The sequence below is a fragment of the Corynebacterium imitans genome (assembly GCF_000739455.1).
GTDB classification, from domain to species: domain Bacteria; phylum Actinomycetota; class Actinomycetes; order Mycobacteriales; family Mycobacteriaceae; genus Corynebacterium; species Corynebacterium imitans.
Map to the genome: position 1 here is coordinate 1,012,807 of NZ_CP009211.1, position 21,584 is coordinate 1,034,390.

A 21,584-nucleotide genomic window follows, 5' to 3' on the forward strand; every position below is an offset into this window, starting at 1 on the left:
GCACCGTGACACATCCACTAAGGTAAGTCGCATGACACTTGATCCTCGCTGGCTCAACGATGATGAGCAGGAACTCTGGCGGCTCATGCTCGCGGCGTCGAGAAAGATCTCGCGTGTAATCGACGACACGCTGCAGGCGGAATCTGACCTGTCTTCCTCGGAGTTCTCGGTGCTGGTGAGCCTGTCCGAGGCCGAGAATCACTCGCTGCGCCTGCGTGACCTCTGCGCGGTCTTGGACTGGGACCGCTCGCGGACTTCCCACCAGGTCACCCGGATGGAAAAGCGCGGGCTGGTGACCAAGGCGAAGAGCCCCGGGGATGCCCGCGGCGTGCTCGTGTGCCTGACCGACGAGGGGATGCGCAGGCTCGAGGCTGCGGCCCCGGAGCACGTAGAAAGCGTGCGTCGGCTTGTCTTCGATCACATGGACCCGGAGACCGCTGCGCCACTGCGCGCGTTTTTCACGAGCGTCTTGGGCGTGACCAATGTGCCGGGGCACGCGGATTACCGCGGCGCGCAGCCAATGAGCCCTTAGGGGTAAAAATCAGGGTAGATGTCCGGGCAAACCCCGTTGTCGCCGCTGGCGTTTTTCCGTTTAATGGGAACCGTACACAACAGCGGCACACAAAGAAGGGGAGTAACCGAGATGACCTACCAGAACTACAACCCGAACAACGCTCCGAAGCGCCTGACCCGCTCCACGACCGACAAGGTGATCGGCGGCGTCTGCGGCGGATTCGCCCAGTACTTCAACATCGACCCGGTGATCGTGCGTGTGATCGCAGTTTTCCTGCTCCTGTTTGGCATTTTCCCGATGTTCCTGGCCTACCTCGCGGCCTGGGCCATCATGCCGGCGGAGTTCTAGCGGGCACTACACAGACAGGGCCAGCCACGTGGATGTGGCTGGCCCTTTTGACGTTTATTGCGGGGGTTGGGGCTGGTACTCGACGATGTTGAGACGAGAGGTCCAGCCGCCGTAGTCGGTGACAGGACCAACGGAGACGTGGACTGAGTTGTCGTCGTATACGCCACAGCCCAGGTAGCGTTGATCGCTTCCGATCGCACAGGAAATCTCGTAAGTCTCCTTGGTGATGGGGCTGGCGACAGTGAGCTCAGCGCCGTAGGCACCATTTCTGTCTGGGCTGAGCTGCCTCCATCGGTACTCGGCGTTTATACCCGCCTCGTACATCGCGCCGGCAAACTCACATGAGGTTGCGTCCGCGGCGCTTAGCGTCATCCCGTCTGCCGTTGTGCCGCAGTCCCCGCCGATCTGGCCCGGGTTGATGGTGTAACCAGCATTTGGGGCAGGGGAGGCAGGTGCTTCTTCCTGTGTTTCCTCCTGCGGCTCCGTCTGCTGCTCGGACGGCGCCGGCTGGTCCGTGGCATCTGGTGAATTGGACTGGACCGTCGTTTGCGTCACCGTGATGGTTGCGGGTTGTTCTTGGGATTCTGTATCACCGCTGCATCCGCTCAAGATAAGGCAGGGGATTGCAACAAGCGAGAGGGCCGGGAGGATTCGCATAGTCTGAGCGTAGCGTACCTGCGAGCCGGTAGTTGTATGTGTTGGGCGTGTATACACTTGGCCCGTAGCGTACTGCTTAGTCTGCTAAGAGAAGGAGACCACATTGGCCAACGAAGAAGCAGAGCGCACGAACCGTAATACGCGCGGGGAGCTCGACATCGTAAAGCTCTCCTGGAATCACGATGAGGTGCGCCAGGGCGGATACGACGCTGATGCGCTGCAAGCAGCAATCGAGCAGCAGCTCAAGGATCACGACTGGACGCAGCTGCCTGCAGAAGTCAGCGTGAGCGATAACCCAGACCAGACGTGGACGATCTTCCTTCCCGCTTCTATGAGCCTTGCCACCTGGGTGGCGGATGCGAACCAGGCGAGGTGGGTCGAGTTCCTCATCTACATGGCGGAAACCTACCTGGATGGGGGCGAGGAGCACTACCGCTTCGACCTCACGTGGCTGATCGAAGCGGCGCTCCACGGCGCCTAAACCGCGGCAGATCCTAAAGATCGGCAATGTTAGCAAGACAACTCAGGAGCGCCCTCGGGGCAGGTATCCTGGCGGCATGTGCGTTTGGGGCTGCTTCGTGCACGGACGAGAGCGCTGCGCCCACGCCTGATTCCGCTTCGTGGCAGTGGGCTGGGATCGCTCGTGCTGTCTCCGCCGCTCCCTCCGCAGACAACCACAACTATGTGTTCGTAGCGAGCGCGGATGAGGCAGGATCCCTCGCGGAGCTTGCACCGGTGTACAACCCATCGATGCAAAGACTCGGCGAAGACTTTGTGGCTCCGGATAGGGACCAGCTGGTTGTTTTTGATTCGCAGTTCAAGAAACTCCACGTGAGGCCGATTGCGAATCTGGGACTGCCGACTCAGTCAACGTCAGCTGGATCGGCAAACGCTGAAACAGCAGTTTTCGTTTTCAACGAAAGCGGGAACTCGAGCGCGTACGCGAGCCGTATCGTCCTTGCCACCAAAGACGCGACAAGCGTGGTCACGCGTGATCTGCGGCCAGTTGCGCTGAGGGCGTGCGATGACAAGACCGCAGTCTGGATAGAACGCGATGAAGATGACGGCAGTGGACTCACACTTGTGCGGATGGGCGAAAGTGGGCTGCTGTCCGAAGCACTTATCGACGGCGACCCGTCCGGCGTCGTCGCATCGGAATTCTTCTCCGCCCTCGGATGCGGAGAAGAGCCCTCCTACATTGCGTTCCCCGATGGCTCCGGCGGCGCAGATGTATTTTCTGTCGATGGCGCTAGCACGGAGCCAGCTTTGCAGCACGAGGGGAAGCTGAAAACACTGCCCGCACCGGGACTCAACAGCTCTTCTCGCTACAGGCAAGGCAACGTGTCGTTTGTTTCTCACCGCGGCACCGTGACGGAAGTAGACCTGGTGAGCCAGGTTGCCAGGGAATCTGAGCCGCTCATTGGCGCGGATCGACGGGCCGTGTCTGTCACCATCGACGGTGAGCAAGCACATGTGGTCACTCAGCCGAGGGACGGTGCGGAAAGCCTACGCGTGCATTCCTTTTCGTTTGCAGATCCCCGCGTTGATGCGGAAGGGAAACGTCTTGCAAAGCTCAGCGAACTTGCGCACCGTGGGGCTTCGAGAGGGGCGTATGTGATCCCGATGTCGGTGTTTCCGTTTGATGGATAGAGGCAACGTCCTCCTGCGAGGCTCCGGTTTGGGTCTTGCATGCATCGGGACCGAGGTGGAGGGTTTGGGCACGGCGACGTGCTCTTGGCCTGGGCGTGGTCATTCGGTGCTGCAACGCACGCATCCATAGCGACGCCTCTCTCAGTAAACCAACATGTCCGAAGTTGCGACATAGTTGATACTGCGTGCCTGGGAGAGGAATGCTGACAGACGGTAGACACCTCAGCCGATTTGCAGCACGGTGCGAAGTTCCTCGAACAGCTCCGGGCGCAGCCGGTGTATGACTGTCCTGCCCTGGCGGCTCTTTTCTAGGAGGCCGGCCTCGGTAAGCTTTTTGAGGTGGTGGGAAACTGTCGGTTGGCTTAGCCCGGAGCGTTGCGTGAGTTCGCCCACGCTCATCGGCTCGCAGCCCTCTTCGGCGATTCTGGAGAGAAGTTGTAGTCGGCCGGGGTCCGCTAAAACTTTGAACAGGTCCGCGTAACGCGTCGCGTCGTCTTCGGAGAGCAAGCCGGAGCCCAGCGAGCAGCAGTCGAGGCCGGTGTTTTCTGTGGTGGCGACGTAATCGTTCATTCTTCCTACCTCGTCATATTGACAGTGATAAATATGCTGTTTAGTGTTCGTTTTGAATGCTGTCAATAGATAAGGATTCCAGATGGAAGACACAACCTCTCAGCCGGTAGAGCGTATGTCGTTTCTTGACCGCTTCCTGCCGGTGTGGATCATGCTCGCCATGGCGGCGGGCCTCGCCCTCGGCCGAGCGGTGCCGGGGCTTTCGGGCGCACTTGAGAGTCTCGAAGTCGGAAGCATCTCGCTTCCGATCGCGCTCGGCCTCCTGGTCATGATGTACCCGCCTTTGGCCAAGGTGCGCTACGACAAGACCCGCGAGATTGCCACCGACAAACGTCTCATGACCGTGTCCATCATCTTGAACTGGATTGTCGGCCCCGCGTTCATGTTCGCGCTCGCCTGGATCTTCCTGCCAGATGCCCCGGAGCTGCGCACCGGTTTGATCATCGTCGGTCTCGCCCGCTGCATCGCCATGGTGTTGGTGTGGTCCGACCTCGCCTGCGCTGACCGGGAAGCCACCGCAGTGCTGGTAGCTATCAACTCGGTGTTCCAGGTGGTCATGTTCGGCGTACTCGGCTGGTTCTACCTGCAAATCCTGCCTGCCTGGCTGGGGCTGGAAACCACCTCGGTGAAGTTCTCGTTCTGGGCGATCGTGTCCTCCGTGCTGGTCTTTTTGGGTATCCCGCTGTTGGCCGGGCTGCTGTCTCGCATTATCGGCGAGCGCACCAAGGGCCGCGACTGGTACGAAAACACCTTCCTGCCCCGGATCTCCCCACTCGCGCTGATCGGCCTGCTGTACACAATCGTCCTGCTTTTCTCGTTGCAAGGCGACCAGATCCTCTCCCAGCCGTGGACGGTGGCACGGGTGGCGATCCCGCTGCTGTGCTACTTCGTCGGCATGTTCGCTATTGCACTCTTGGTAGCCAAACTGTCCGGCATGGACTACGCCCAGTCGGCCTCGGTGGCGTTCACGGCTGCCGGCAACAACTTCGAGTTGGCCATCGCAGTGGCGATCGGCACGTTCGGCGCCACCTCCGCCCAGGCGCTGGCGGGCACCATCGGGCCGCTTATCGAGATCCCTATCCTCGTCGGCCTCGTCTACCTCATGCGTGGGATCGGCCCGAAACTGTTCCCGGGTGACCCAACCCTGCCCAAATTGTCCTAAGGAGACGTTATGAAGCCCTCAGTCTTGTTTGTGTGCGTCGGCAACGGCGGAAAGTCCCAGATGGCGGCGGCGCTCGCCGAGAAGCACGCGGGTAGCCAGCTCGGCATCCACTCCGCGGGCACCAAACCTGGCACGTCGCTGAACCAGGAATCGGTCGAGGCGATCGCAGAGGCCGGCGCCGACATGTCGCGCGGCACGCCCAAACCCATCGATCCGGAACTGCTGCGCAGCGTTGATCGCGTTGTGGTGCTCGGCGAAGACGCGCAGGTGGACATGCCCGACGACGCACGCGGCACGCTGGAGCGCTGGCGTACCGACGAACCCTCGCTCCGCGGCATCGAAGGCATGCAGCGCATGCGCCTCGTACGCGACGACATTGACGCCCGTGTGCGCTCGCTTATCGACGAACTCCTGTAACGGCCTTTAATACGCCGGAGTCATCGGGATGCGCTGCTTATTGCGGAACCGTGACGCCTGCATGCGTGCCGGCGACGTGCCGCGGTAGTGGGTGGTGGAGGGGGAGGTTGCGTACTTCGGATTGCTGGACGGTTTTCGGGAGCGTTGCTTCTCGATCCTCACACCGCCGCATTGTGGCACGAATTACACGATTGTGCTTTGTGAGTGGTTGCTTTGTGACCCTTCGGCCTGCGCCCGCAGCCCGTCGATAAACACGTCTACGAGGCACCCCCTGCTACGGGCGAACACCTCTTCTGCGATGGTTGGCAGCGGCCGCGACAGTGTGATGATGCCGAAATGGAAGTCTAGGACGTCGAGGTCGCCGGGGCACAGCCCGTACTTTTTCGCCTCCGTGAGGAGGGGACGGTAGAGGGCTTTTACCTTTTCTATCAGTATGTTTCGTTCCTCTTGGCCCATGTGGGGTGCGAACACGGGCAGGAATTCTTGGCCGACGGCAGGGAAGCCGTTGTCCACCATCTCAGTGATGGCGCAGCGCCACGTCGCCTCGGGGGCGCCGGGGAGGCGGGGAACGTGCTTGTCTACGATCGCGCGCATCTTGTCGATGATGTTTTCCAGCACCGCGCGGTAGAGGTCATCCTTGGTAGGGAAGTGGCGGCTCGCGGTGGCAACACCCACCTCTGCTTCCTTCGCAATGGTGCGCAGCGAGACCTTCGGCCCCATCTGGGCAATGAGCGTCGTGGCCGCCTCTACAAGCGCTTTGTGGTTTTCAGCAGCATCTTTTCGCATATCCGGCACTTTACCCTTGACAACCGAAAAATGAAACAATATGATCCACTTCGTAAAAGCGAAACAGTCTGTTCCACTTGGAGGAAACGATGAGCACAACCGTGGTGCAACAGGAAACCGCCACCACCGATGGCAGCCGCATCAACAACACCAACAGCACCGTGAAAAAGACCATCGCCCTGATTTTGGGCCTGCCGATAATCCTCGGCCTCATGCTGTGGGCGTTTCTTGCGCCCACCTTCGCCTCCGGCCCGGACGGGGTGCCGGTGGCAGTGGCGGGGCCGGAGCCGGTCGTTGAGAAGCTGCGTGCTCAGGCGGAGCAGCAGGAGGAGCACCCGGACTTCGTCGTGGTGAGCTCACAGGACGAGGCTGAAGATATGGTGCGAAACCGCGACGCGGTCGGCGCGATCGCAATCGGGCAGGGCAGCGCCACGGTCTACACCGCTTCCGGTAACGGTGCACCGTACGTGCAGATGCTCAATGGCCTTGCCCAGAACATGCAGTCCTCCGGCATGCCGGTGGAGACCGAGGATCTCGCCCCCACGACCGAGGATGACCCGCAGGCCCAGGGCCTCGCGTTGCTCGGCCTGCCGCTCGCGTTCGGTGGCGTGATCTCCGGAATGCTTGCAACCGTGCTGCTTCGTGGCCGCAAGTGGTCGAAGGTCGCAGTCATCACGGGTGTGTCCATCCTCGGCGCGGGTGTTGCGGTTTGGATGCTGCACGGCATCTACGGCTCGCTCAGCGGCAGCGTGGGCATGGAGTGGCTGGCTATCGCTGCCGGCATCGCCGCAACCTCGTCGGTCACCGCCGGTCTTGGCGCACTTCTTGGCGTGCCGGGTGCTGGCCTCGGCGCGGTGCTGACCATCTTTGTGGCTAACCCGCTGGTCGGCCTGGCCACAGGCCCATGGCTGCTGCCGGCCGGCTGGTCCGCACTGGGCCAGCTCATGCCGATTGGTGCGACCGGCTACCTCGTGCGCTCGCTGAGCTTCTTCGACGGCGCGGACGCGCAGGGTTCCTGGATCGTCCTGTGCAGCTGGATCGTCGTTGGCCTGATTCTGCTGGCCTTCGACCGTTCGAAGGAGAAGACCGCGTAGGTTGTCTCCACCCAAACACCCGTCGAGCGTCGGCGGGTGTTTCTCATGTCCTGTTAGATTCGGCGCACATGGCAACGACGACACAGCTCTATGTTTCTTTCCCCGGCAACGCACGCGAGGTGCTGGAGTTCTACCAATCCGTCTTCGGCGGCGATCTTGAGCTGCTCACCTACGGCGAACAGCTGGATCAAGGGGTGAAGTTCCCCTTCGACCCGCCGTGCGAGGCTATCGCCCACGCCACGCTTACCGGTCCGTTTTCCATTTCGGGCGGAGACGACCTCGAGCGCAATGAAACCAGCCTCAACCGGGGCGACTTCGGCTTCACCGCGTACGTGGAGACGCCGGAGGAAGGTGAGGCGCTCTACGCAACGCTTGCCGACGACGGCGGCAACACCGTCATGCCCTTCGCCCTCGCGTCGTGGGGCGACCACTTCGGCGTGGTGGAGGACAAGTTCGGCGTGCGCTGGAACGTGACCAAGCAGGGGTAGGGCTGCTGACCACGTTCGAGGACACAAAGGACTAGTCGATAAGGGTGTTAGAGGGCATTTCCCCGTATCGCGCCGGTTGGGTGATTCCTTTCGCGAGCAACGGGTGGTTGTCCAATAGCGGCTCGATTGTGTCTTCTAGCCAGTTGGTCGAAATGCCTGAACGGGTAGCGACGTCGTCAAGAGCAACCCGCTTCCTTGGGAGCCGGTAGATGCTGCGGACGTAGTCGAGGTTCTCTTGGACAGTGAGGTCCTCGAACACGCTGGCAGCCTGGGTCGCGTATGTGACCCGGGTTCGCAGGCTGGGGTCGCCGGCGGGTTGGCCGAGCGCGCGAACCTCTCCGCTCACGTTGGCTTGTGTCCCGACAATCATCCGCATGAGTGTCGTCTTACCTGACCCTGACGGCCCGACAAGGGCCGTCATTGACCCCTGGGGCAAAGTAAAGCTGGCGTTGTCGATGATCCGGGCCGAAGCCCGGTCCATCATCACCGCAGCGTTGTGAATGTCTGTATCTTGCATGCTTCGATCATCGGTCTGTTGGTGTTAGGCTGTCGAGCGTGGTGAATAAACGACAAGGGCGACCGCGCGGCGGATCGGATGCCCGTGAACGCATTGTTAGTGCAGCGCAGAAGAATTTTATCCTGTCTGGATATACAGGCGCGACGCTCCGCACCATCGCGCAAGAAGCTGGCGTTGATCATGCGCTGGTGAATTATTACTTCGGCACGAAGGAGAATCTGTTTAGCGAGGCGATGCTTGGAGGGTTCAGTCCTTCCGCGGTCTTCAAAACGGTGCGGTCCGCCGAAGGGGTGTCACTTGCGACGCTGCCGGCGATGCTTGCGCGCGCGTTTGTCGCGTTCTGCGAGACACCCCAGATCCAGCACACTGTGCTCCCTACCCTCCGTCTCGCGTTCGAAGACGAGGACACCCGAGCACTTGTCACCGGTTACATCGAGAGGGAAATCTTCGCAGAGGCGGAACAGCTCCTGCTTGACCTCAAGGAGCGGCAGAATCGACCCACAAAGGCGAGTGCCCACGAAGCCGTCATTGGCATTTCAACCGTGTTGCTTGGTGCACTCGTGTCGCGCTACCTCCTCCGGGCTGGGCCGCACGCAGCGATGTCGGTACGAGAATTCGGAGTGCTGTTGGAGCGGTTGCTCAGAGGCGCGCTGGGGTAGGAGAGGTGGGCCCTAAACGGAGCTAGCTCCATTTGGGTGTTGCGACCGGCTATTTGGTAGCAGTGTCGTGACTATCTGGTAGCGCTTCAGTGAGTATCTGGTAGCAGCTCACAGCGCTCGGGGTGATACTTCCGGTAGCCGCACCACTGGGGTGCGGCGCGTACTGGAAGGAGTCCGCTGATGACGGATTACCGTGCGGTGATGACGCTGCTGATTAGGAAGCGTTCTTACCGCCAGATTGAAGACCAGCTCGGGTGCTCGCACCGCGCGATTTCTCGGGCGAACCAAGCGCTGCGAAGCCTTGGCCTGACTACTGCCCAGCAGGTCGCGGCGTTGACGAATGATGAGCTAGACGAGATATTCGTTGACGGGCGCAGCAGTGGGCAAGGCGAGTTCGTCCCGATTGACTTTGACGCGGTCGTCAAAGCACGCACAGGGCGTGTGAAGCAGACACTGCAAGTATTGTGGGCTCGCTACACCACGATCCCCGCCCAGCCGGGCCCGCGCCATTACAGCTACGACCGGTTCCGCCAGCTGGTCGCTTCCCATGTCGATGCAGCCGGGCTTACCGCCCGGATCACCCATGCACCAGGGCATACGATGCAGGTGGATTGGGCAGGGACCAAGATGCGCCTGTACGACCCTGCGGGCACACCGGGTGCGAAAGTCAGCATTTTCGTCGCCTCGCTGCCGTATTCAGGAATGCTGTTTGCTTGTGCGTGTGTTGACCAGCGACAACAGTCCTGGCTTGATGCACACCGCCAAGCGTTTGACTACTTCGGCGGGGTCTGCCAGGTTGTTGTCCCCGATAACGCGTCGACGGCATCAAACGCGATCAGCACTGCCGATAGGAATCGGAAGGTCAATGACACCTACCAGCAATTCTTGGAGCACTACAACACAGCAGCACTTCCCACACGCGCGCGTCGGCCGAAAGATAAAGCGAATGTGGAAGCTGCGGTAAAGATCGTCACGCACAAGATCATCCACGCCCTTGAAGACCACCAGTGTGTTGACTTAGACGAGCTCAACGGAAAGATTGTGGGCTTAGTCGACGCGATCAACACCTCCGTGCCGTTTCGCAGCCAGCAGTCAAGCCGCAGGGATCTCTTCGAAGCACACGAGCAGCATCTCCTTGCCGATCTGCCGGCAACCCCGTGGCAGCACACCGAGTGGAAGCGTGCGAAAGTAGCCCCGGATTTCCATATCACGGTTGCAACGGTGCGCTACTCCGTCCCGCACCAGCTTGTTGGCCGCACTGTCGATGTGCGCATCACAGGCCAAGTCTTGACCGTCTTTGACCAGGGGACAACCGTGGCAACCCACCAGGTCTCGCATAAGCGTGGGGCCTATGTCACTGACTATGAGCACATTCCATCTGGAATGGACTCCACCCGTGGACTGTGGACAAGCGACTACTTTTATCGCGAAGCCAGCAAAACCGGCCCGGCAACACGCAAGGTCATCGAAGAACTCATCGCGGCGAAAGCCATCCCAGCCCAGGCCTACCAGTCCTGCAGAAACGTGCTGTCGATGGGCAAACACGGCAACAAACCAATCCTGGAAGAGGCATGCCAACGCCTGATCGCCAACGACGGCAGCCGACGGGCGGTGTCATATACCGCAGTCAAAAACATGATGGCCGCCATACGCAAAGAACACGCCACCCGGCCCCGCGGGTTAGACCAGCCCCCGCGCAGCACCACAGTCAACCAGCCCACCGCCCCTGCAATCGTCGACCGGGATACCACCGGCGCGTTTCTCGGCGGTGCAGACCAGTTCAGCATGGACAACCTCGCTAAGAAAGGACACTAAAGCCCATGTCATCACCAACCCCGCCAACAGATCGCTTCCTTGACGAATCCGTCCTGCCCGACTTCACCGCACTGCGGATGACTGCCTTCGGCAGAAGCGTCATCGACATCGCCAACGATCCCGCATTCGACGCATGGACCTTTTCCCAAAAGGTGCTCTACGCACTCGATAAAGAAGTCGCGGCCAGGCGTGAACGACGCATCAACAAACTGCTGAAAGCATCCCGATCGCCAAACCTTGATGCTTGCCTTGAAAACGTGGTCTGCACGCCTGACCGCAACATCAACCCCGAGCAAGTCAGCAGACTCGCTCACGGACAATGGTGCCACCTGGGCCAAAACATTGTCATCCTGGGCAAATCCTCAGTCGGCAAAACCTACCTCGCCCAAGCCCTAATCACAGCAGCATGCCGCAACGACTACTCCGCACGGTTCTACCGCACCGACATGCTCGCCGCCGAACTGGCAGTCCTCCAACCCGATGACCCCACACGGCTAAAATTCATCCAGCGCCTCCACGACGTCGACGTCCTGGTCCTCGATGACTTCCTGACCACACCTGTGGATGCCGCGACCGCGCACCAGCTTCTCAACATCCTCGCCGGGAGAGAAGGCAAAGTCTCAACGATAGTGACCTCACAATTCACCCCACTGGAGTGGTACAAGTCCATCCCCGACGCCGTAATCTCCGAGTCAATCCTCAACCGACTCGTCTCCGGCGCCGAGATCATCACACTCGAAGGACCAAACATGCGCCTTAACACCAACACATAACCACCAACAACGCCTGAGTGAGACACCGCTACCGGATACTCACTCAGGCGCTACCAGATACTCACCACACCGCTACCATTTCAGTCTTCTGAACAATTTGGGGTAGGACGGCTTAGAAAAGCCCAGGTGGCGGTGATCCGCGTGACCTAAATGGAGCTAGCTCCAACTGGCTATCGCACCAACCCAACCAGCTGCGATGCTGAGGGAGTCATACGGGAAAAGAAGTCGGGTGCCTCGGATTTCCGAGGCACCGGTGTGGCAGCCGCGTTACTCGATTTTGTCGTCTTCTTTTTCGCGGACAGTTCTGACGAATTTACCCAGAAACTGAAAGACAGCGGGGGCGAGAAACAACCCGGCGAACAGTTCGGATACACCGCCCAGATAGACACCGATCGCGGCTCCAACCGAAGTGATAAACATGCCGAAACTCAAATATTGGCCGCGCTTTAAAGCGTCGACGTCACCTTTCGCGAGCCACTCCTTCTCGTGGTTCGACGCAGCAATACTCTGCTCAGCCATCTGCATGGCGCGGTCAGCAAAGGACGGGTTAAGCCTCTAAAGTCTCCGGTGAAGGAGCTGGAGCACTCCATAAATACGAGTCAACCCTTCGAGTGAGCTCTTCGACAATTTCAGCGGTGACTACTTCGTCTTCTGTACTAGCTGAATACTGCGATCCAGGGCGTTGAACGTTGCTTTCCATCCGTTGTAAATGGTCGCCCGAGGGTCGTTCTTCGCCATGCGTGCCTTCGTCCGCAGGGGGCGGGGGTTGGTTTCCATCATGTCCACTCCCCGGCGACGGGCTCGGGCTGTGGCGTTCCTCGTTTTGAGAGTCATTGCCCATGCACCTTCTTCCTTTCGGTAGTGAGACTGAGTGGTTTATGTCTCTCTGCCATTCAACCACATACCGCGCGTGCCTATTGCTTTACTGGGGTTCGGACGGGGGGTCGCGCTCGACGCTGCCGGTAATGCTTGCGCGGGCCTACCGGAATCAATCTCTAACTGCCCTATCCTGGCGACACGGACCCGTTGGGTTGCGTCGCGCCTCCGAACAGTGCGAACCAGTGCTAGGGGCGGGTATCTAATCCGGTGAAATCTGCTGAATACCGTGGGCGTAGGCAGGGTTTTGGTCGATTAACTTCTCGAACCCGCTTGCGTAATTCCGAGCCACCGAAGCACCGTGCATACTTGCTAGGTTGTAAAAGGCCACCACCATCGAGCGTGGGTCTACATCTTTCATTTTCTTACGAAATAGTCCGGCTCTCGTCGGTGTGTTCGATGTGGGGCGCATCCACAGCCGGTTATGGTGGGCAGTGAGGTTTCGGAGGAAAAGAATCGACGAGCACCCAACCGCGAAGCGGTCCGCCTTGAAGTTCAAGGCACCAGACACCTCTTTCCAGAGTGGGCCTTGGGTACCAGGTGGGTTGAACGACAAAATGGCGCGGTTCAGGTGACCGAGAGTCAGACTGTCCACGACTGACCAGATCGGTAGGCCCTGGACCAACTGCAACACCTGCTCACGGTTGTCCCTCGTAACCCATCGTGGGGGCTGTGGTAGTCCGATAATTCTGCATTGTCTTTCTATGTGATTGACAACATACGCCTCCCTGTAGTTGAGAATGTCGCGCAACATTCCCTCAATCAGGTCCTCCGGCGTGTAATTGCTATCAAGAAGGAGATAGTTGGACGGTTCCAGATAATCGTCGTAGGGACAGGAACTTTTGCACAGCGCATTTACAAAATGGTGACGCAGTTGGAACTCAACAGTGCGGATGCCTGAGAATATGTACGAAGACATTTGTGAGTCGGCGTCCATGATTCTGAATACTTCGCTGGGGGATTTCTGCACGGTAATTGCGCCGTTGTCGTGCAGGTAGCGGAAGTTCCTGGCGTACCCGATAAAGAAGTGAAAATTGACCGTGGCAAGGCGAGCCACGTCGTCTTCTGTGATTGACGACCTAGGGAAATAGTGTCGCTCTTCTAGGTACTCGATTTTCCCATCTGTGGTGAGGAAAGGTGGTCTATTATCTCCGCTCTTCATTAGACAGTAACTTTACCAATGGAGTGCAGCGTTACCTTTTAGGGAAAGAACAACACCCCACTCGCGTGGGGTGTTGAACAGGGCCGAACAGCGGGGCGCTTCCGGGAGAGGCGGCTGAACGGGGCTGATGACTTCACTATAGACGGACAGGGGGGTTGTGCGTGACTCGGCGTGAGAATGAGTCGCGTTGTCCACCGCCCGAATTGCGTTACCGCTGTTCATCGCCGGTTGGTTTGCCCTATTTCAGGGGTATTCGATCTGGAAGGAGGGACGCGACCACCTGTGTCTCAACGTGCCGTGTATGGAACACGAGGGAGATGTCAGAGCCTTTCGAGACGGTCGGGAGACCCCCTCCGACCCCTCCGGGTAGGTGCGTGTCACCGGGGTAAGTCACCCTCCTCGAAGATACGGTTAAATCACGTCCCCACGCTGCCGGTAATGCCGATACAGTGGGAAAAATGATATTGGAGGTTCCCGTGGCGAGAAGCCAGAAACTAGAACTGACCTGGTTCAACAAAGACAAGGCGCTTATTCCGACGCAGAGTGGGAAGTATGGCTACACCTGAGTTGCCCCGTCCGACCCGCGCTACTGTGAGAGACGAATGGAGCACCCGCAACGACATCGTCGGAACCAACGGCAAAGTCACCATCCGCTACGCCGGAAGGCTCTACCACCTAGGCATCGGACGCGCCTACGGCGGGAAACACATCCTGATGGTCATCACCGACAACCACGTCACCACATCGTTAAAAGAGACCGGCGAAATCATCACCGAGCACTACATCGACACCTCCCGCAATTACCAAAAACCATACTGGCAATAAGGCCAACGTCCACTGACCTAAAAACAAAACCGGCACCTCGGAAAAACAAAAACCGAGGCACCGGTTTGTCCACCATCTCGCGACTGAGTTGTCAACTATGTCGCGACTGAGGACAGCGTGTCCCCGACAGGACTCGAACCTGCGACCTTCGGTACCGGAAACCGATGCTCTAATCCACTGAGCTACGGAGACATCGTTGTGCTTTTTACGCGGAAGCTTCCGCGTGTGAAGACAACAGGATAGAGCGTAGCACCCGACGGTGGTGGGGAGTTAATTGGTGTGTGGGTGGCGTCGAGAAGCGAGCGGGGCGTGGGGGAGTCCGGGATTTCCTAGGCACATCCATGGAACGCGCCAGGGAGTTTTCACTGATTTGCAGGGGTGGTGTCGCATGATGATTGTGCGCCTTTGAGGAGGCGTGACACGGGAAACAATGACAGCAAAGTGGCCGGTACCGAGTGCGGTACCGGCCACTTTGTGTGTGCCGAATTAGTGGACGACCATCACGATCAGGTCGCGCGGGCCGTGCACGCCCTCGACGCGGACCAGCTCGATGTCGGAGGTCGCGGAGCCACCGGAAATCATGGTGGCCGGCTTCTCCGGATCGATGCGGCTGATCATCTCAGGCACGCCGTAGACCAGGGAATCGGGGCGCACGATCACCACGTGGCGGTCGGGCACGAGTGACAGCGCGCGGCGGCCGCACACATCGCCAGACTCGAGCACGATGGAGCCGGTCTGGGCGGAGGTCACCTTGGAGTCGGTGACGACGGCGCCGACGTCGCCAAGCTCTCGCGGGTCCGAGGCCGGGTCATCGGCGCGGGAGGAACCGTCGAACTCGGTGAAGAGGGACTCGTCCAAGCCGGGGGCGTAGACGATGTCCTTGGCACCGCGCTCGGCGAGGATCTTGGCGATGTTGCTTGCCAGATCCGCCTCGGAGGTCTCCACCACGGTGGCCTTGTAGTCCAGCAGGCGGTCGACGAGGATCTCGCGCAGCTGCTCCGGGGTGTGATCCGAGGAGGTGTTGTACTCGCGGACCGGCTCGACGTACGCGGGTGCGTTGGAGAGCTTCTGCGCGTTGCGAATGCGGTTCAGGATTTCCTTCTTCGCGTCCGCGTTACGGGAGGAAACATTGGCTGCCATGATCTACTTATCCTCTCCGGTGTTTGGGTCGACAAAGTCGGTGTTTTCGGAATCGCGGCCGGGCACGCCACGCTTGCGTTCCGCGGCGAGCAGGTCGCGCGCCTCGTCCGTCTCCCACCACTGGCGGAAGGACTTCTTCGGCGGCACTGCCACGTCGCGGTAGTCGGTCCAACCATTGATCGGGGCAGGCATAGAGGTGATCTCGCCCTTGAAACCGCCGAGGACGCGGCCGAGTGCGACCATGCGCACTGCCTTGTCCCACAGCTTCGGCTTGCCCCACATGGTGCCGATCAGGCCGAAGGCGGCCTTCTCCAGGCGCGGGTTGTGCTGTTCCACCTTCTGGTGGCGCATCTCCAGCAGGATGTCGGTGATTGGGATCTTCACCGGGCACACCTCGTTGCAGCGCCCGCACAGGGAGGAGGCATACGGCAGCGAGGAGTTCGGGTCGTTGAGATCCTCCATACCCGTCAGCTGCGGGGTGAGGATCGCACCGATCGGGCCCGGGTAGGTCGAACCGTAGGAGTGGCCGCCGGCGCGCTCGTAGACCGGGCACACGTTCAGGCAGGCCGAGCAGCGGATGCACTTGAGTGCTTCGCGGCCGATCTCGTTCGACAGTGCAGCAGTACGACCGTTGTCCAGCAGGACAATGTGGAAGTTCTGCGGGCCGTCGCCCTCGGTCACACCCGACCACAGGGAGGTGTACGGGTTCATGCGCTCACCGGTAGACGAGCGCGGCAGCAGCTGCAGGAAGACTTCCAGATCCTGGAAGGTCGGCAGCAGCTTTTCAATGCCCATCACGGAGATCAGGGTCTCGGGCATGGTCAGGCACATACGGCCGTTGCCCTCGGACTCCACGATGGAAACCGTGCCGGTTTCCGCGATACCGAAGTTCACGCCAGAGATGGCAACCTTCGCCTTCATGAACTGCTCGCGCAGGTACTGGCGGGCAGCCTCAGCCAGCTCGGCTGGGTCGGAAGTCAGCGACTCGTCCGTGTTTGGCATCTTGTCGACGAAGATGTTGCGGATCTCGGAGCGGTTGCGGTGAATCGCCGGCACCAGAATGTGGGAGGGGAAGTCCTCGCCCAGCTGCACGATCAGCTCGGCCAGGTCGGTTTCCTGCGCGGTGATGCCGCGCTTTTCCAGCTCTTCGTTTAGTGCGATTTCCTGGGTGGCCATGGACTTGATCTTGACCACATCGGTCTCGCCGGTTTCTTCGATGAGCCCGGCGATGATTTCGTTGGCCTCTTCCGCATCGCGCGCCCAGTGGACGTGGCCGCCACGGGCGGTGACGTTGCGCTCGAACTCCTCGAGCAGCTCGGGCATGCGCGCGCCGACGTCTTGCTTAATCGACGAGCCGGCGTTGCGCAGCTGCTGCCAGTCATCCAGCTCGTCAACCACGTTCTGACGCTTCACACGAATTGCGGTGGTGGCGTAGTTCAGGTTGCGACGCTTGGTGACGTTGTCCAGCTCGTGGTGCGCAGCCTTCTGGAACTTCTCGCTGCCACGCAGGTGGTTCGGGCCCTTTGCGTGGGGCGGCATTTGGGGTTTACCGAGTGCGACTTTCACAGCATGCTCTCCTTCGAGTACGCGGCTGATTCAGGGGTCCACGGGTTCGCCTTGGTGGAGGCGAGGATCTCAGCCATGTGCAGGGCGCGCACACCCGTGTGCTGGCGGCTCATTGCGCCAGCGATGTTCATCAGGCAGGAGGAGTCACCGGCGGTGACGTACTCCGCCTTCGTGTCCTTGATGTGGCGGGCCTTGTCGGAAACCATCGCCGCAGACACCTCGGACATCTTCAGTGCGAAGGTGCCGCCGAAGCCGCAGCATTCCTCGCGGTTGGGCAGCTCCACCAGCTCCAGACCCTCGACTGCGCGCAGCAGCTTGTAGGGGCGCTCGCCGACCTCCAGGAAGCGGCGGGAGTGGCAGGACTCGTGGTAGGTCACGCGGTGGGGGAAGAACGCCCCGACATCTTCGGTGCCTGCGACATCGATGATGAACTCGGAGAGTTCGTAGGTTTTCTTGGCGGCCTTCTTCGCCCCGTCAACAAGCGCGGGGCTGCCGTAGCGGTCCGCCAGGGAGACGTGCTGCTCACGCACGGCACCCGCGCAAGAGCCGGACGGTGCCACCACGTAATCGATGGACGGGTCGGCAAAGGCGTCGACGTAGGACTCAATGATTGGCACGGCCTGCTTCTGGTAGCCAGTGTTGACGTGCATCTGGCCGCAGCACGTCTGGCCTTCTGGGAAGACGACCTCGTAGCCTAGGCGTGATAGCACTAGCGCCGAGGCCTTGTGCGCATCAGGAAAAAGAGCGTCGCCGATACAAGTAGAAAACAGTGCTACTCGCAATGTGGACTCCTTATGGTGAATTTCTAGTGAAGGATTGCTCCGGCAGCCGGGCACCTAAGTCTCTAGTTTACGACCGGCGCCAGGAAACTGAGAACGTTGGTCTGCAGGAAGACCATGAGGCAGACTGCGAGCAGGAAGGCGAAGGAATAGCCAACGACTCGCTTGAAGATCTCGGATTCCTTACCCTCCATGTCTACCGCCGTTGCGGCAATCGCGAGCGACTGCGGCGAGATCATCTTGCCCACGACACCACCGGTGGTGTTGGCCGCAAGCATGAGATCCGGGTTGAGGTCCAGCTGCTCAGCGGCGGTGACCTGCAGCTTCGCAAACAGGGCGTTGGCGGAAGTGTCCGAGCCGGTGACGGCGACACCGATCCAGCCCAGAATGGGGGCGGTGAAGGCGAAGAAGCCGCCGAGGTTGGCAAAGAACTCACCAATGGTGACGGTCTGGCCGGAGTAGTTCATCACGTACGCAAGCGCGAGCACGAGCACGATCGTGGCGGCAGACCAACGCATGCGGTACATCGTGTCGGTCAGCTCCTTGCCCACCTGGCCCCAGGTCAGCGAGTAGCGGCCGTTCTCGTTGAAGATGATGTAAACCAGGGCGACGATCAGGCCAGAGATGACCAGGAGCGTGCCAGGGTTGTTGATGTACTTAAAGCTGTAGTCGGCGACAACTTCGGCCCCGTTGGCGTCGAGAAGCGAGCCCTCCGGCAGACCCGGCCACGGGAACTTGATCTGGAAGGAGTTGAGCCAGCCCGGGATTGCGGTGCCCAGGTTGGCCAGGCCGAAGATGACCACGACGATGGCGTAGGGCATCAGTGCCATCCACACGCGGTTGCCAGGCAGCTCGGTCTCTTCGAGATTTTCCGTGCTGGGCAGTTCCAGGCGCTCGCGCAGTGCTTCGACGCCCTTCGGCGTCCAGAAGCGCAGCAGCGCGAAGGCGGCACCGAGTGCGACGATGCAGGCAATGACGTCGGTGAGCTGGTAGGCGAAGAAGTTCGAGGTCCACCACTGCGCAATACCGAAGGACAGGCCGATGGTAACGGCGGCCGGTGCGGTCTCGCGGACGCCACGCCAGCCGTCGATAATGCCGGCGATGATGAAGGGGACGAAGAACGCCAGGAAGGGGGTCTGGTGGCCGACGATCGCGGCGATGTTCTCGGTCTGCTCAAGCGTGCGACCGCCGACCTCGCCGGCGGTGGTGATCGGGATGGCCACGGCGCCGAAGGCGACCGGCGCGGTGTTCGCAATCAGCACGATCGTGGCTGCGCGCAGCGGCTTAATGCCCAGCGCCAGAATCATCGTGGCGGTAATGGCCACCGGTGCGCCGAAGCCCGCAAGCGCCTCAAGCAGGCCACCGAAGCAGAACGCGATGAGCATGGCCTGGATGCGCACGTCGCCGTGCCCCATCTTGTCAAAGACCAAACGCAGATCCTCGAAGCGGCCGGAGGCGACGGTGATTTGGTAGAACCAGATCGCCGACATGATCACAAAGACGATGGGCAGTAGGCCGAACAATCCGCCGCGGAAGGCGGAAGAAATCGCCATGTCGGCAGGCATATTGAAGCCAAAGATGGCCACGAGGATGGCTGCGATCAGCGCAACCAGGCCAGAGAGGTGTGCGCTGGCTTTCACGCCCAGCAGCATGATGAAGAAGGTGAGCAGCGGAATGGCTGACACCAACGCAGAAAGGCCGAGGCTGCCTCCGACAGCATCGGTAAAGACCTGAAATTGGTCCATGGGTGCGCTCCTTGGTTGGAGGGAAAACGAACTACATGCCTCGCGTAAGGACCGCATCCCACCACCCGCCTCGCTTTATTGCGTCGGTGCATTGTGTAACGCTGGCCCCAAAGCTGTGCCTGCGGCGGCATACATAGAATTATGACACGGGGAAACACTAAACGCAGGGTATAACCGGGGAAAATGGGTGATCTTGTTCACCTGTATCACCTGGCATTTTCTTGCGCGCGGGGGTAGTGATCGGCCGTTTGCGGGGGAGGGGATGGCACCTAGCGAACGGGGGCTATGCGGGCTTGGGTTCAGCTGGTGCGCACGGTGCTGCGAAAGTCTTTAAGGCCATGAAGAGATCGCGCGCGCGGTGAATTAGACTTGCACCCCATGACGCCAGCAGATCTTTCACAGCTCATTAGGCAAGCAGCCGTTTCCGTGCTCACGGAGCACGACCTCGACTCCTCCGTGGTCCCGGAGACCGTGACCGTGGAGCGGCCGCGCAACCCGGAGCACGGGGACTATGCCACGAACGTCGCCTTGCAGGTGGCCAAGAAGGCGGGCACGAACCCGCGCGAGCTGGCGAGCTGGCTTGCCGACGCACTCGGCGCCGACGCGGCGATCGATACCGCCGAGGTCGCCGGCCCCGGCTTCCTCAACCTGCGCCTGGCCTCCGCGGCCCAAGGCCAGCTGGTGGGCGAGATCCTCGCCGCCGGTTCGTCCTTTGGTAACTCGCAGCGCTACGACGGGCAGAAGATCAACCTGGAGTTCGTCTCGGCCAACCCCACCGGCCCGATCCACCTGGGCGGCACCCGCTGGGCGGCAGTGGGCGATTCCTTGGGCCGCGTGCTGGAGGCCTCCGGCGCGGACGTGACTCGTGAGTACTACTTCAACGACCACGGCGGGCAGATCGACCGCTTCGCCCGCTCCCTGGTGGCCGCGGCGAAGGGCGAGCCGACTCCCGAGGACGGTTACGGCGGGGAGTACATCAAGGAGATTGCGGGCGCGGTCGTCGACAAGCATGCGGATGCGCTTCATGGCAGCGACGAGGAGGTCCAGGAGACCTTCCGCGCGGCCGGCGTGGAGATGATGTTCGCGCAGATTAAGCAGTCGCTGCACGAGTTCGGTGTGGACTTCGATGTTTTCTTCCACGAGAACTCCCTGTTTGAGTCCGGCGCGGTGGACAAGGCGATCCAGACGCTGAAGGACAACGGCAACCTCTACGAATCCGAGGGGGCCTGGTGGCTGCGCTCGAGCGATTTCGGCGACGATAAGGACCGCGTGGTCCTGAAATCGGATGGCAACGCGGCTTACATTGCCGGCGATATCGCGTACGTGGCCGATAAGTTCGACCGCGGACACAACCTGGCCATCTACATGCTGGGTGCGGACCACCACGGCTACATCGCTCGCCTGCGCGCTGCCGCCCAGGCGCTGGGCTACGACCCGGAGGCGGTCGAGGTGCTCATTGGCCAGATGGTCAACCTGGTGCGCGACGGCAAGCCGGTGAAGATGTCCAAGCGTGCCGGCACGATTATTACCCTGGATGACCTGGTGGACGCCATTGGCGTGGACGGCGCGCGCTACTCGCTGGTGCGCTCCTCGGTGGACTCCAGCCTGGATATTGACCTGGACCTGTGGACCAAGCAGTCGAGCGACAACCCCGTCTACTACGTGCAGTACGGACACGCGCGGCTGTGCTCGCTGGCGCGCAACGCCGAGGCCGCGGGCCTTGACAGCGCCGACTTCGAAGACGTGGACTACTCCCTGCTCACCCATGAGAAGGAGGGCGACCTGATCCGCACGCTTGGCGAGTTCCCGGCCGTGGTCAAGGCCGCCGCCGAGCTGCGCGAGCCACACCGCGTCGCCCGTTACGCCGAGGAGCTGGCCAGCGCCTTCCACAAGTTCTACGACTCCTGCCAGGTACTGCCGAGGACGGACGAGGAGGTCGCGCCGATCCACCGCGCGCGCCTCGCGCTGGCGATGGCCACCCGTCAGGTGCTCGCTAATGCGCTTTCCATGGTCGGGGTGTCTGCCCCGGAGCGGATGTAGT

The 21,584-nt window shown here is 60.7% G+C and carries 22 protein-coding genes, 1 tRNA gene and 1 pseudogene; 13 read left to right on the top strand and 11 right to left on the bottom strand.

All coding sequences use genetic code 11. From position 1 onward, the window contains the following. Nucleotides 1-31 precede the first annotated feature (31 nt). Nucleotides 32-532 carry a MarR family winged helix-turn-helix transcriptional regulator gene (locus CIMIT_RS04660; RefSeq protein WP_038589845.1) on the top strand — a complete coding sequence of 167 codons (501 nt, stop codon included), beginning with the start codon at nt 32-34 and terminating at the stop codon, nt 530-532. Nucleotides 533-643: 111 nt separating this feature from the next. After that, nucleotides 644-862 carry a PspC domain-containing protein gene (locus CIMIT_RS04665; RefSeq protein ID WP_038589848.1) on the top strand — a complete coding sequence of 73 codons (219 nt, stop codon included), beginning with the start codon at nt 644-646 and terminating at the stop codon, nt 860-862. Nucleotides 863-916: 54 nt separating this feature from the next. Here CIMIT_RS04665 and CIMIT_RS12100 read toward each other — a convergent pair whose 3' ends face one another. Further along, complete coding sequence (locus CIMIT_RS12100) at nt 917-1,417, bottom strand: hypothetical protein (protein WP_141757805.1); 501 nt, start codon at nt 1,415-1,417, stop codon at nt 917-919. A gap of 205 nt (nt 1,418-1,622) precedes the next feature. Between CIMIT_RS12100 and CIMIT_RS04675 the strand changes: the two genes are divergently transcribed. Together CIMIT_RS04675 and CIMIT_RS04680 are read left to right on the top strand one after the other, a co-directional pair. Next, nucleotides 1,623-2,000 carry a hypothetical protein gene (locus tag CIMIT_RS04675; RefSeq protein ID WP_038589851.1) on the top strand — a complete coding sequence of 126 codons (378 nt, stop codon included), beginning with the start codon at nt 1,623-1,625 and terminating at the stop codon, nt 1,998-2,000. A gap of 269 nt (nt 2,001-2,269) precedes the next feature. Next, nucleotides 2,270-3,169, top strand: coding sequence for a hypothetical protein (locus CIMIT_RS04680; protein ID WP_141757804.1), 900 nt, complete (start codon nt 2,270-2,272; stop codon nt 3,167-3,169). Nucleotides 3,170-3,391: 222 nt separating this feature from the next. On the opposite strand, the gene CIMIT_RS04685 is transcribed toward CIMIT_RS04680, so the two are convergent. After that, entirely contained in the window at nt 3,392-3,739 is a 348-nt protein-coding gene (locus CIMIT_RS04685) for an ArsR/SmtB family transcription factor (protein ID WP_038589858.1), read from the bottom strand. A gap of 82 nt (nt 3,740-3,821) precedes the next feature. On the opposite strand from CIMIT_RS04685, the gene arsB reads away from it, so the two are divergent. Together arsB and CIMIT_RS04695 are read left to right on the top strand one after the other, a co-directional pair. Then, nucleotides 3,822-4,901: an ACR3 family arsenite efflux transporter gene (arsB, locus tag CIMIT_RS04690; protein WP_038589861.1), complete on the top strand. Its 1,080-nt coding sequence runs from the start codon at nt 3,822-3,824 to the stop codon at nt 4,899-4,901. Nucleotides 4,902-4,910: 9 nt separating this feature from the next. Next, nucleotides 4,911-5,318 carry an arsenate-mycothiol transferase ArsC gene (locus CIMIT_RS04695; protein WP_038589864.1) on the top strand — a complete coding sequence of 136 codons (408 nt, stop codon included), beginning with the start codon at nt 4,911-4,913 and terminating at the stop codon, nt 5,316-5,318. Between the two features lie 183 nt (nt 5,319-5,501). Here the strand turns inward: CIMIT_RS04695 and CIMIT_RS12105 are convergent, their stop codons facing one another. Continuing rightward, entirely contained in the window at nt 5,502-6,104 is a 603-nt protein-coding gene (locus CIMIT_RS12105) for a TetR/AcrR family transcriptional regulator (RefSeq protein WP_051904804.1), read from the bottom strand. Between the two features lie 89 nt (nt 6,105-6,193). Between CIMIT_RS12105 and CIMIT_RS04705 the strand changes: the two genes are divergently transcribed. Further along, on the top strand, nt 6,194-7,198 hold the full coding sequence (locus CIMIT_RS04705) for an ABC transporter permease family protein (RefSeq protein ID WP_038589867.1): 1,005 nt from the start codon (nt 6,194-6,196) through the stop codon (nt 7,196-7,198). A 68-nt stretch (nt 7,199-7,266) separates the two neighbouring features. Then, nucleotides 7,267-7,686: a VOC family protein gene (locus CIMIT_RS04710; RefSeq protein WP_038589870.1), complete on the top strand. Its 420-nt coding sequence runs from the start codon at nt 7,267-7,269 to the stop codon at nt 7,684-7,686. Between the two features lie 31 nt (nt 7,687-7,717). Here the strand turns inward: CIMIT_RS04710 and CIMIT_RS12110 are convergent, their stop codons facing one another. Continuing rightward, complete coding sequence (locus CIMIT_RS12110; protein WP_051904805.1) at nt 7,718-8,203, bottom strand: ATP-binding cassette domain-containing protein; 486 nt, start codon at nt 8,201-8,203, stop codon at nt 7,718-7,720. Between the two features lie 38 nt (nt 8,204-8,241). Between CIMIT_RS12110 and CIMIT_RS04720 the strand changes: the two genes are divergently transcribed. From CIMIT_RS04720 to CIMIT_RS04730, 3 genes are all read left to right on the top strand, one after another. Then, on the top strand, nt 8,242-8,862 hold the full coding sequence (locus tag CIMIT_RS04720) for a TetR/AcrR family transcriptional regulator (protein WP_197697020.1): 621 nt from the start codon (nt 8,242-8,244) through the stop codon (nt 8,860-8,862). Between the two features lie 180 nt (nt 8,863-9,042). Next, a complete protein-coding gene (istA, locus tag CIMIT_RS04725) occupies nt 9,043-10,677 on the top strand; it encodes an IS21 family transposase (RefSeq protein WP_038589876.1) in 1,635 nt (544 codons plus the stop codon). Between the two features lie 5 nt (nt 10,678-10,682). Further along, nucleotides 10,683-11,450, top strand: coding sequence for an ATP-binding protein (locus tag CIMIT_RS04730; protein ID WP_035009361.1), 768 nt, complete (start codon nt 10,683-10,685; stop codon nt 11,448-11,450). Between the two features lie 267 nt (nt 11,451-11,717). On the opposite strand, the gene CIMIT_RS04735 is transcribed toward CIMIT_RS04730, so the two are convergent. Further along, nucleotides 11,718-11,969 (bottom strand): hypothetical protein, encoded by a 252-nt coding sequence (locus tag CIMIT_RS04735; protein ID WP_141757803.1) that lies wholly within the window; start codon nt 11,967-11,969, stop codon nt 11,718-11,720. 559 nt (nt 11,970-12,528) lie between these two features. Then, nucleotides 12,529-13,488, bottom strand: a complete 960-nt coding sequence (locus CIMIT_RS04745) for an Abi family protein (RefSeq protein WP_038589888.1) — start codon at nt 13,486-13,488, stop codon at nt 12,529-12,531. A 597-nt stretch (nt 13,489-14,085) separates the two neighbouring features. On the opposite strand from CIMIT_RS04745, the pseudogene CIMIT_RS04750 reads away from it, so the two are divergent. Further along, nucleotides 14,086-14,313: pseudogene (locus CIMIT_RS04750) on the top strand (IS481 family transposase); the annotation flags it as partial. Between the two features lie 118 nt (nt 14,314-14,431). On the opposite strand, the gene CIMIT_RS04755 reads toward CIMIT_RS04750, so the two are convergent. The 5 genes from CIMIT_RS04755 to CIMIT_RS04775 all read right to left on the bottom strand — a co-directional run bounded on the left by CIMIT_RS04755 (nt 14,432) and on the right by CIMIT_RS04775 (nt 19,543). Continuing rightward, nucleotides 14,432-14,505, bottom strand: a tRNA-Arg gene (locus CIMIT_RS04755). A 294-nt stretch (nt 14,506-14,799) separates the two neighbouring features. Continuing rightward, entirely contained in the window at nt 14,800-15,453 is a 654-nt protein-coding gene (locus CIMIT_RS04760) for a LutC/YkgG family protein (RefSeq protein WP_038589893.1), read from the bottom strand. A gap of 3 nt (nt 15,454-15,456) precedes the next feature. Next, nucleotides 15,457-17,019, bottom strand: a complete 1,563-nt coding sequence (locus tag CIMIT_RS04765; protein ID WP_051904806.1) for a LutB/LldF family L-lactate oxidation iron-sulfur protein — start codon at nt 17,017-17,019, stop codon at nt 15,457-15,459. Continuing rightward, nucleotides 17,016-17,801, bottom strand: coding sequence for a (Fe-S)-binding protein (locus CIMIT_RS04770; RefSeq protein ID WP_038589897.1), 786 nt, complete (start codon nt 17,799-17,801; stop codon nt 17,016-17,018). The genes CIMIT_RS04765 and CIMIT_RS04770 overlap by 4 nt, the downstream gene beginning before the upstream one ends. Nucleotides 17,802-17,863: 62 nt before the next feature. Further along, entirely contained in the window at nt 17,864-19,543 is a 1,680-nt protein-coding gene (locus tag CIMIT_RS04775) for an L-lactate permease (RefSeq protein ID WP_038589899.1), read from the bottom strand. A 378-nt stretch (nt 19,544-19,921) separates the two neighbouring features. On the opposite strand from CIMIT_RS04775, the gene argS reads away from it, so the two are divergent. Continuing rightward, the gene (gene argS / locus CIMIT_RS04780) at nt 19,922-21,583 is read left to right on the top strand and encodes an arginine--tRNA ligase (protein ID WP_038589902.1); all 1,662 of its coding nucleotides are present in this window, start codon (nt 19,922-19,924) and stop codon (nt 21,581-21,583) included. The last annotated feature ends 1 nt before the right edge of the window (nt 21,584 follow it).

Coding starts and splice junctions, on each gene's coding strand:
- CIMIT_RS04660 (WP_038589845.1), top strand. CDS start 32: ATGACACTTGATCCTCGCTGGCTCAACGATGATGAGCAGGAACTCTGG.
- CIMIT_RS04665 (WP_038589848.1), top strand. CDS start 644: ATGACCTACCAGAACTACAACCCGAACAACGCTCCGAAGCGCCTGACC.
- CIMIT_RS04680 (WP_141757804.1), top strand. CDS start 2,270: ATGCAAAGACTCGGCGAAGACTTTGTGGCTCCGGATAGGGACCAGCTG.
- CIMIT_RS04685 (WP_038589858.1), bottom strand. CDS start 3,739: ATGAACGATTACGTCGCCACCACAGAAAACACCGGCCTCGACTGCTGC.
- arsB (WP_038589861.1), top strand. CDS start 3,822: ATGGAAGACACAACCTCTCAGCCGGTAGAGCGTATGTCGTTTCTTGAC.
- CIMIT_RS04695 (WP_038589864.1), top strand. CDS start 4,911: ATGAAGCCCTCAGTCTTGTTTGTGTGCGTCGGCAACGGCGGAAAGTCC.
- CIMIT_RS12105 (WP_051904804.1), bottom strand. CDS start 6,104: ATGCGAAAAGATGCTGCTGAAAACCACAAAGCGCTTGTAGAGGCGGCC.
- CIMIT_RS04705 (WP_038589867.1), top strand. CDS start 6,194: ATGAGCACAACCGTGGTGCAACAGGAAACCGCCACCACCGATGGCAGC.
- CIMIT_RS04710 (WP_038589870.1), top strand. CDS start 7,267: ATGGCAACGACGACACAGCTCTATGTTTCTTTCCCCGGCAACGCACGC.
- CIMIT_RS12110 (WP_051904805.1), bottom strand. CDS start 8,203: ATGCAAGATACAGACATTCACAACGCTGCGGTGATGATGGACCGGGCT.
- istA (WP_038589876.1), top strand. CDS start 9,043: ATGACGGATTACCGTGCGGTGATGACGCTGCTGATTAGGAAGCGTTCT.
- CIMIT_RS04730 (WP_035009361.1), top strand. CDS start 10,683: ATGTCATCACCAACCCCGCCAACAGATCGCTTCCTTGACGAATCCGTC.
- CIMIT_RS04735 (WP_141757803.1), bottom strand. CDS start 11,969: ATGGCTGAGCAGAGTATTGCTGCGTCGAACCACGAGAAGGAGTGGCTC.
- CIMIT_RS04745 (WP_038589888.1), bottom strand. CDS start 13,488: ATGAAGAGCGGAGATAATAGACCACCTTTCCTCACCACAGATGGGAAA.
- CIMIT_RS04760 (WP_038589893.1), bottom strand. CDS start 15,453: ATGGCAGCCAATGTTTCCTCCCGTAACGCGGACGCGAAGAAGGAAATC.
- CIMIT_RS04775 (WP_038589899.1), bottom strand. CDS start 19,543: ATGGACCAATTTCAGGTCTTTACCGATGCTGTCGGAGGCAGCCTCGGC.
- argS (WP_038589902.1), top strand. CDS start 19,922: ATGACGCCAGCAGATCTTTCACAGCTCATTAGGCAAGCAGCCGTTTCC.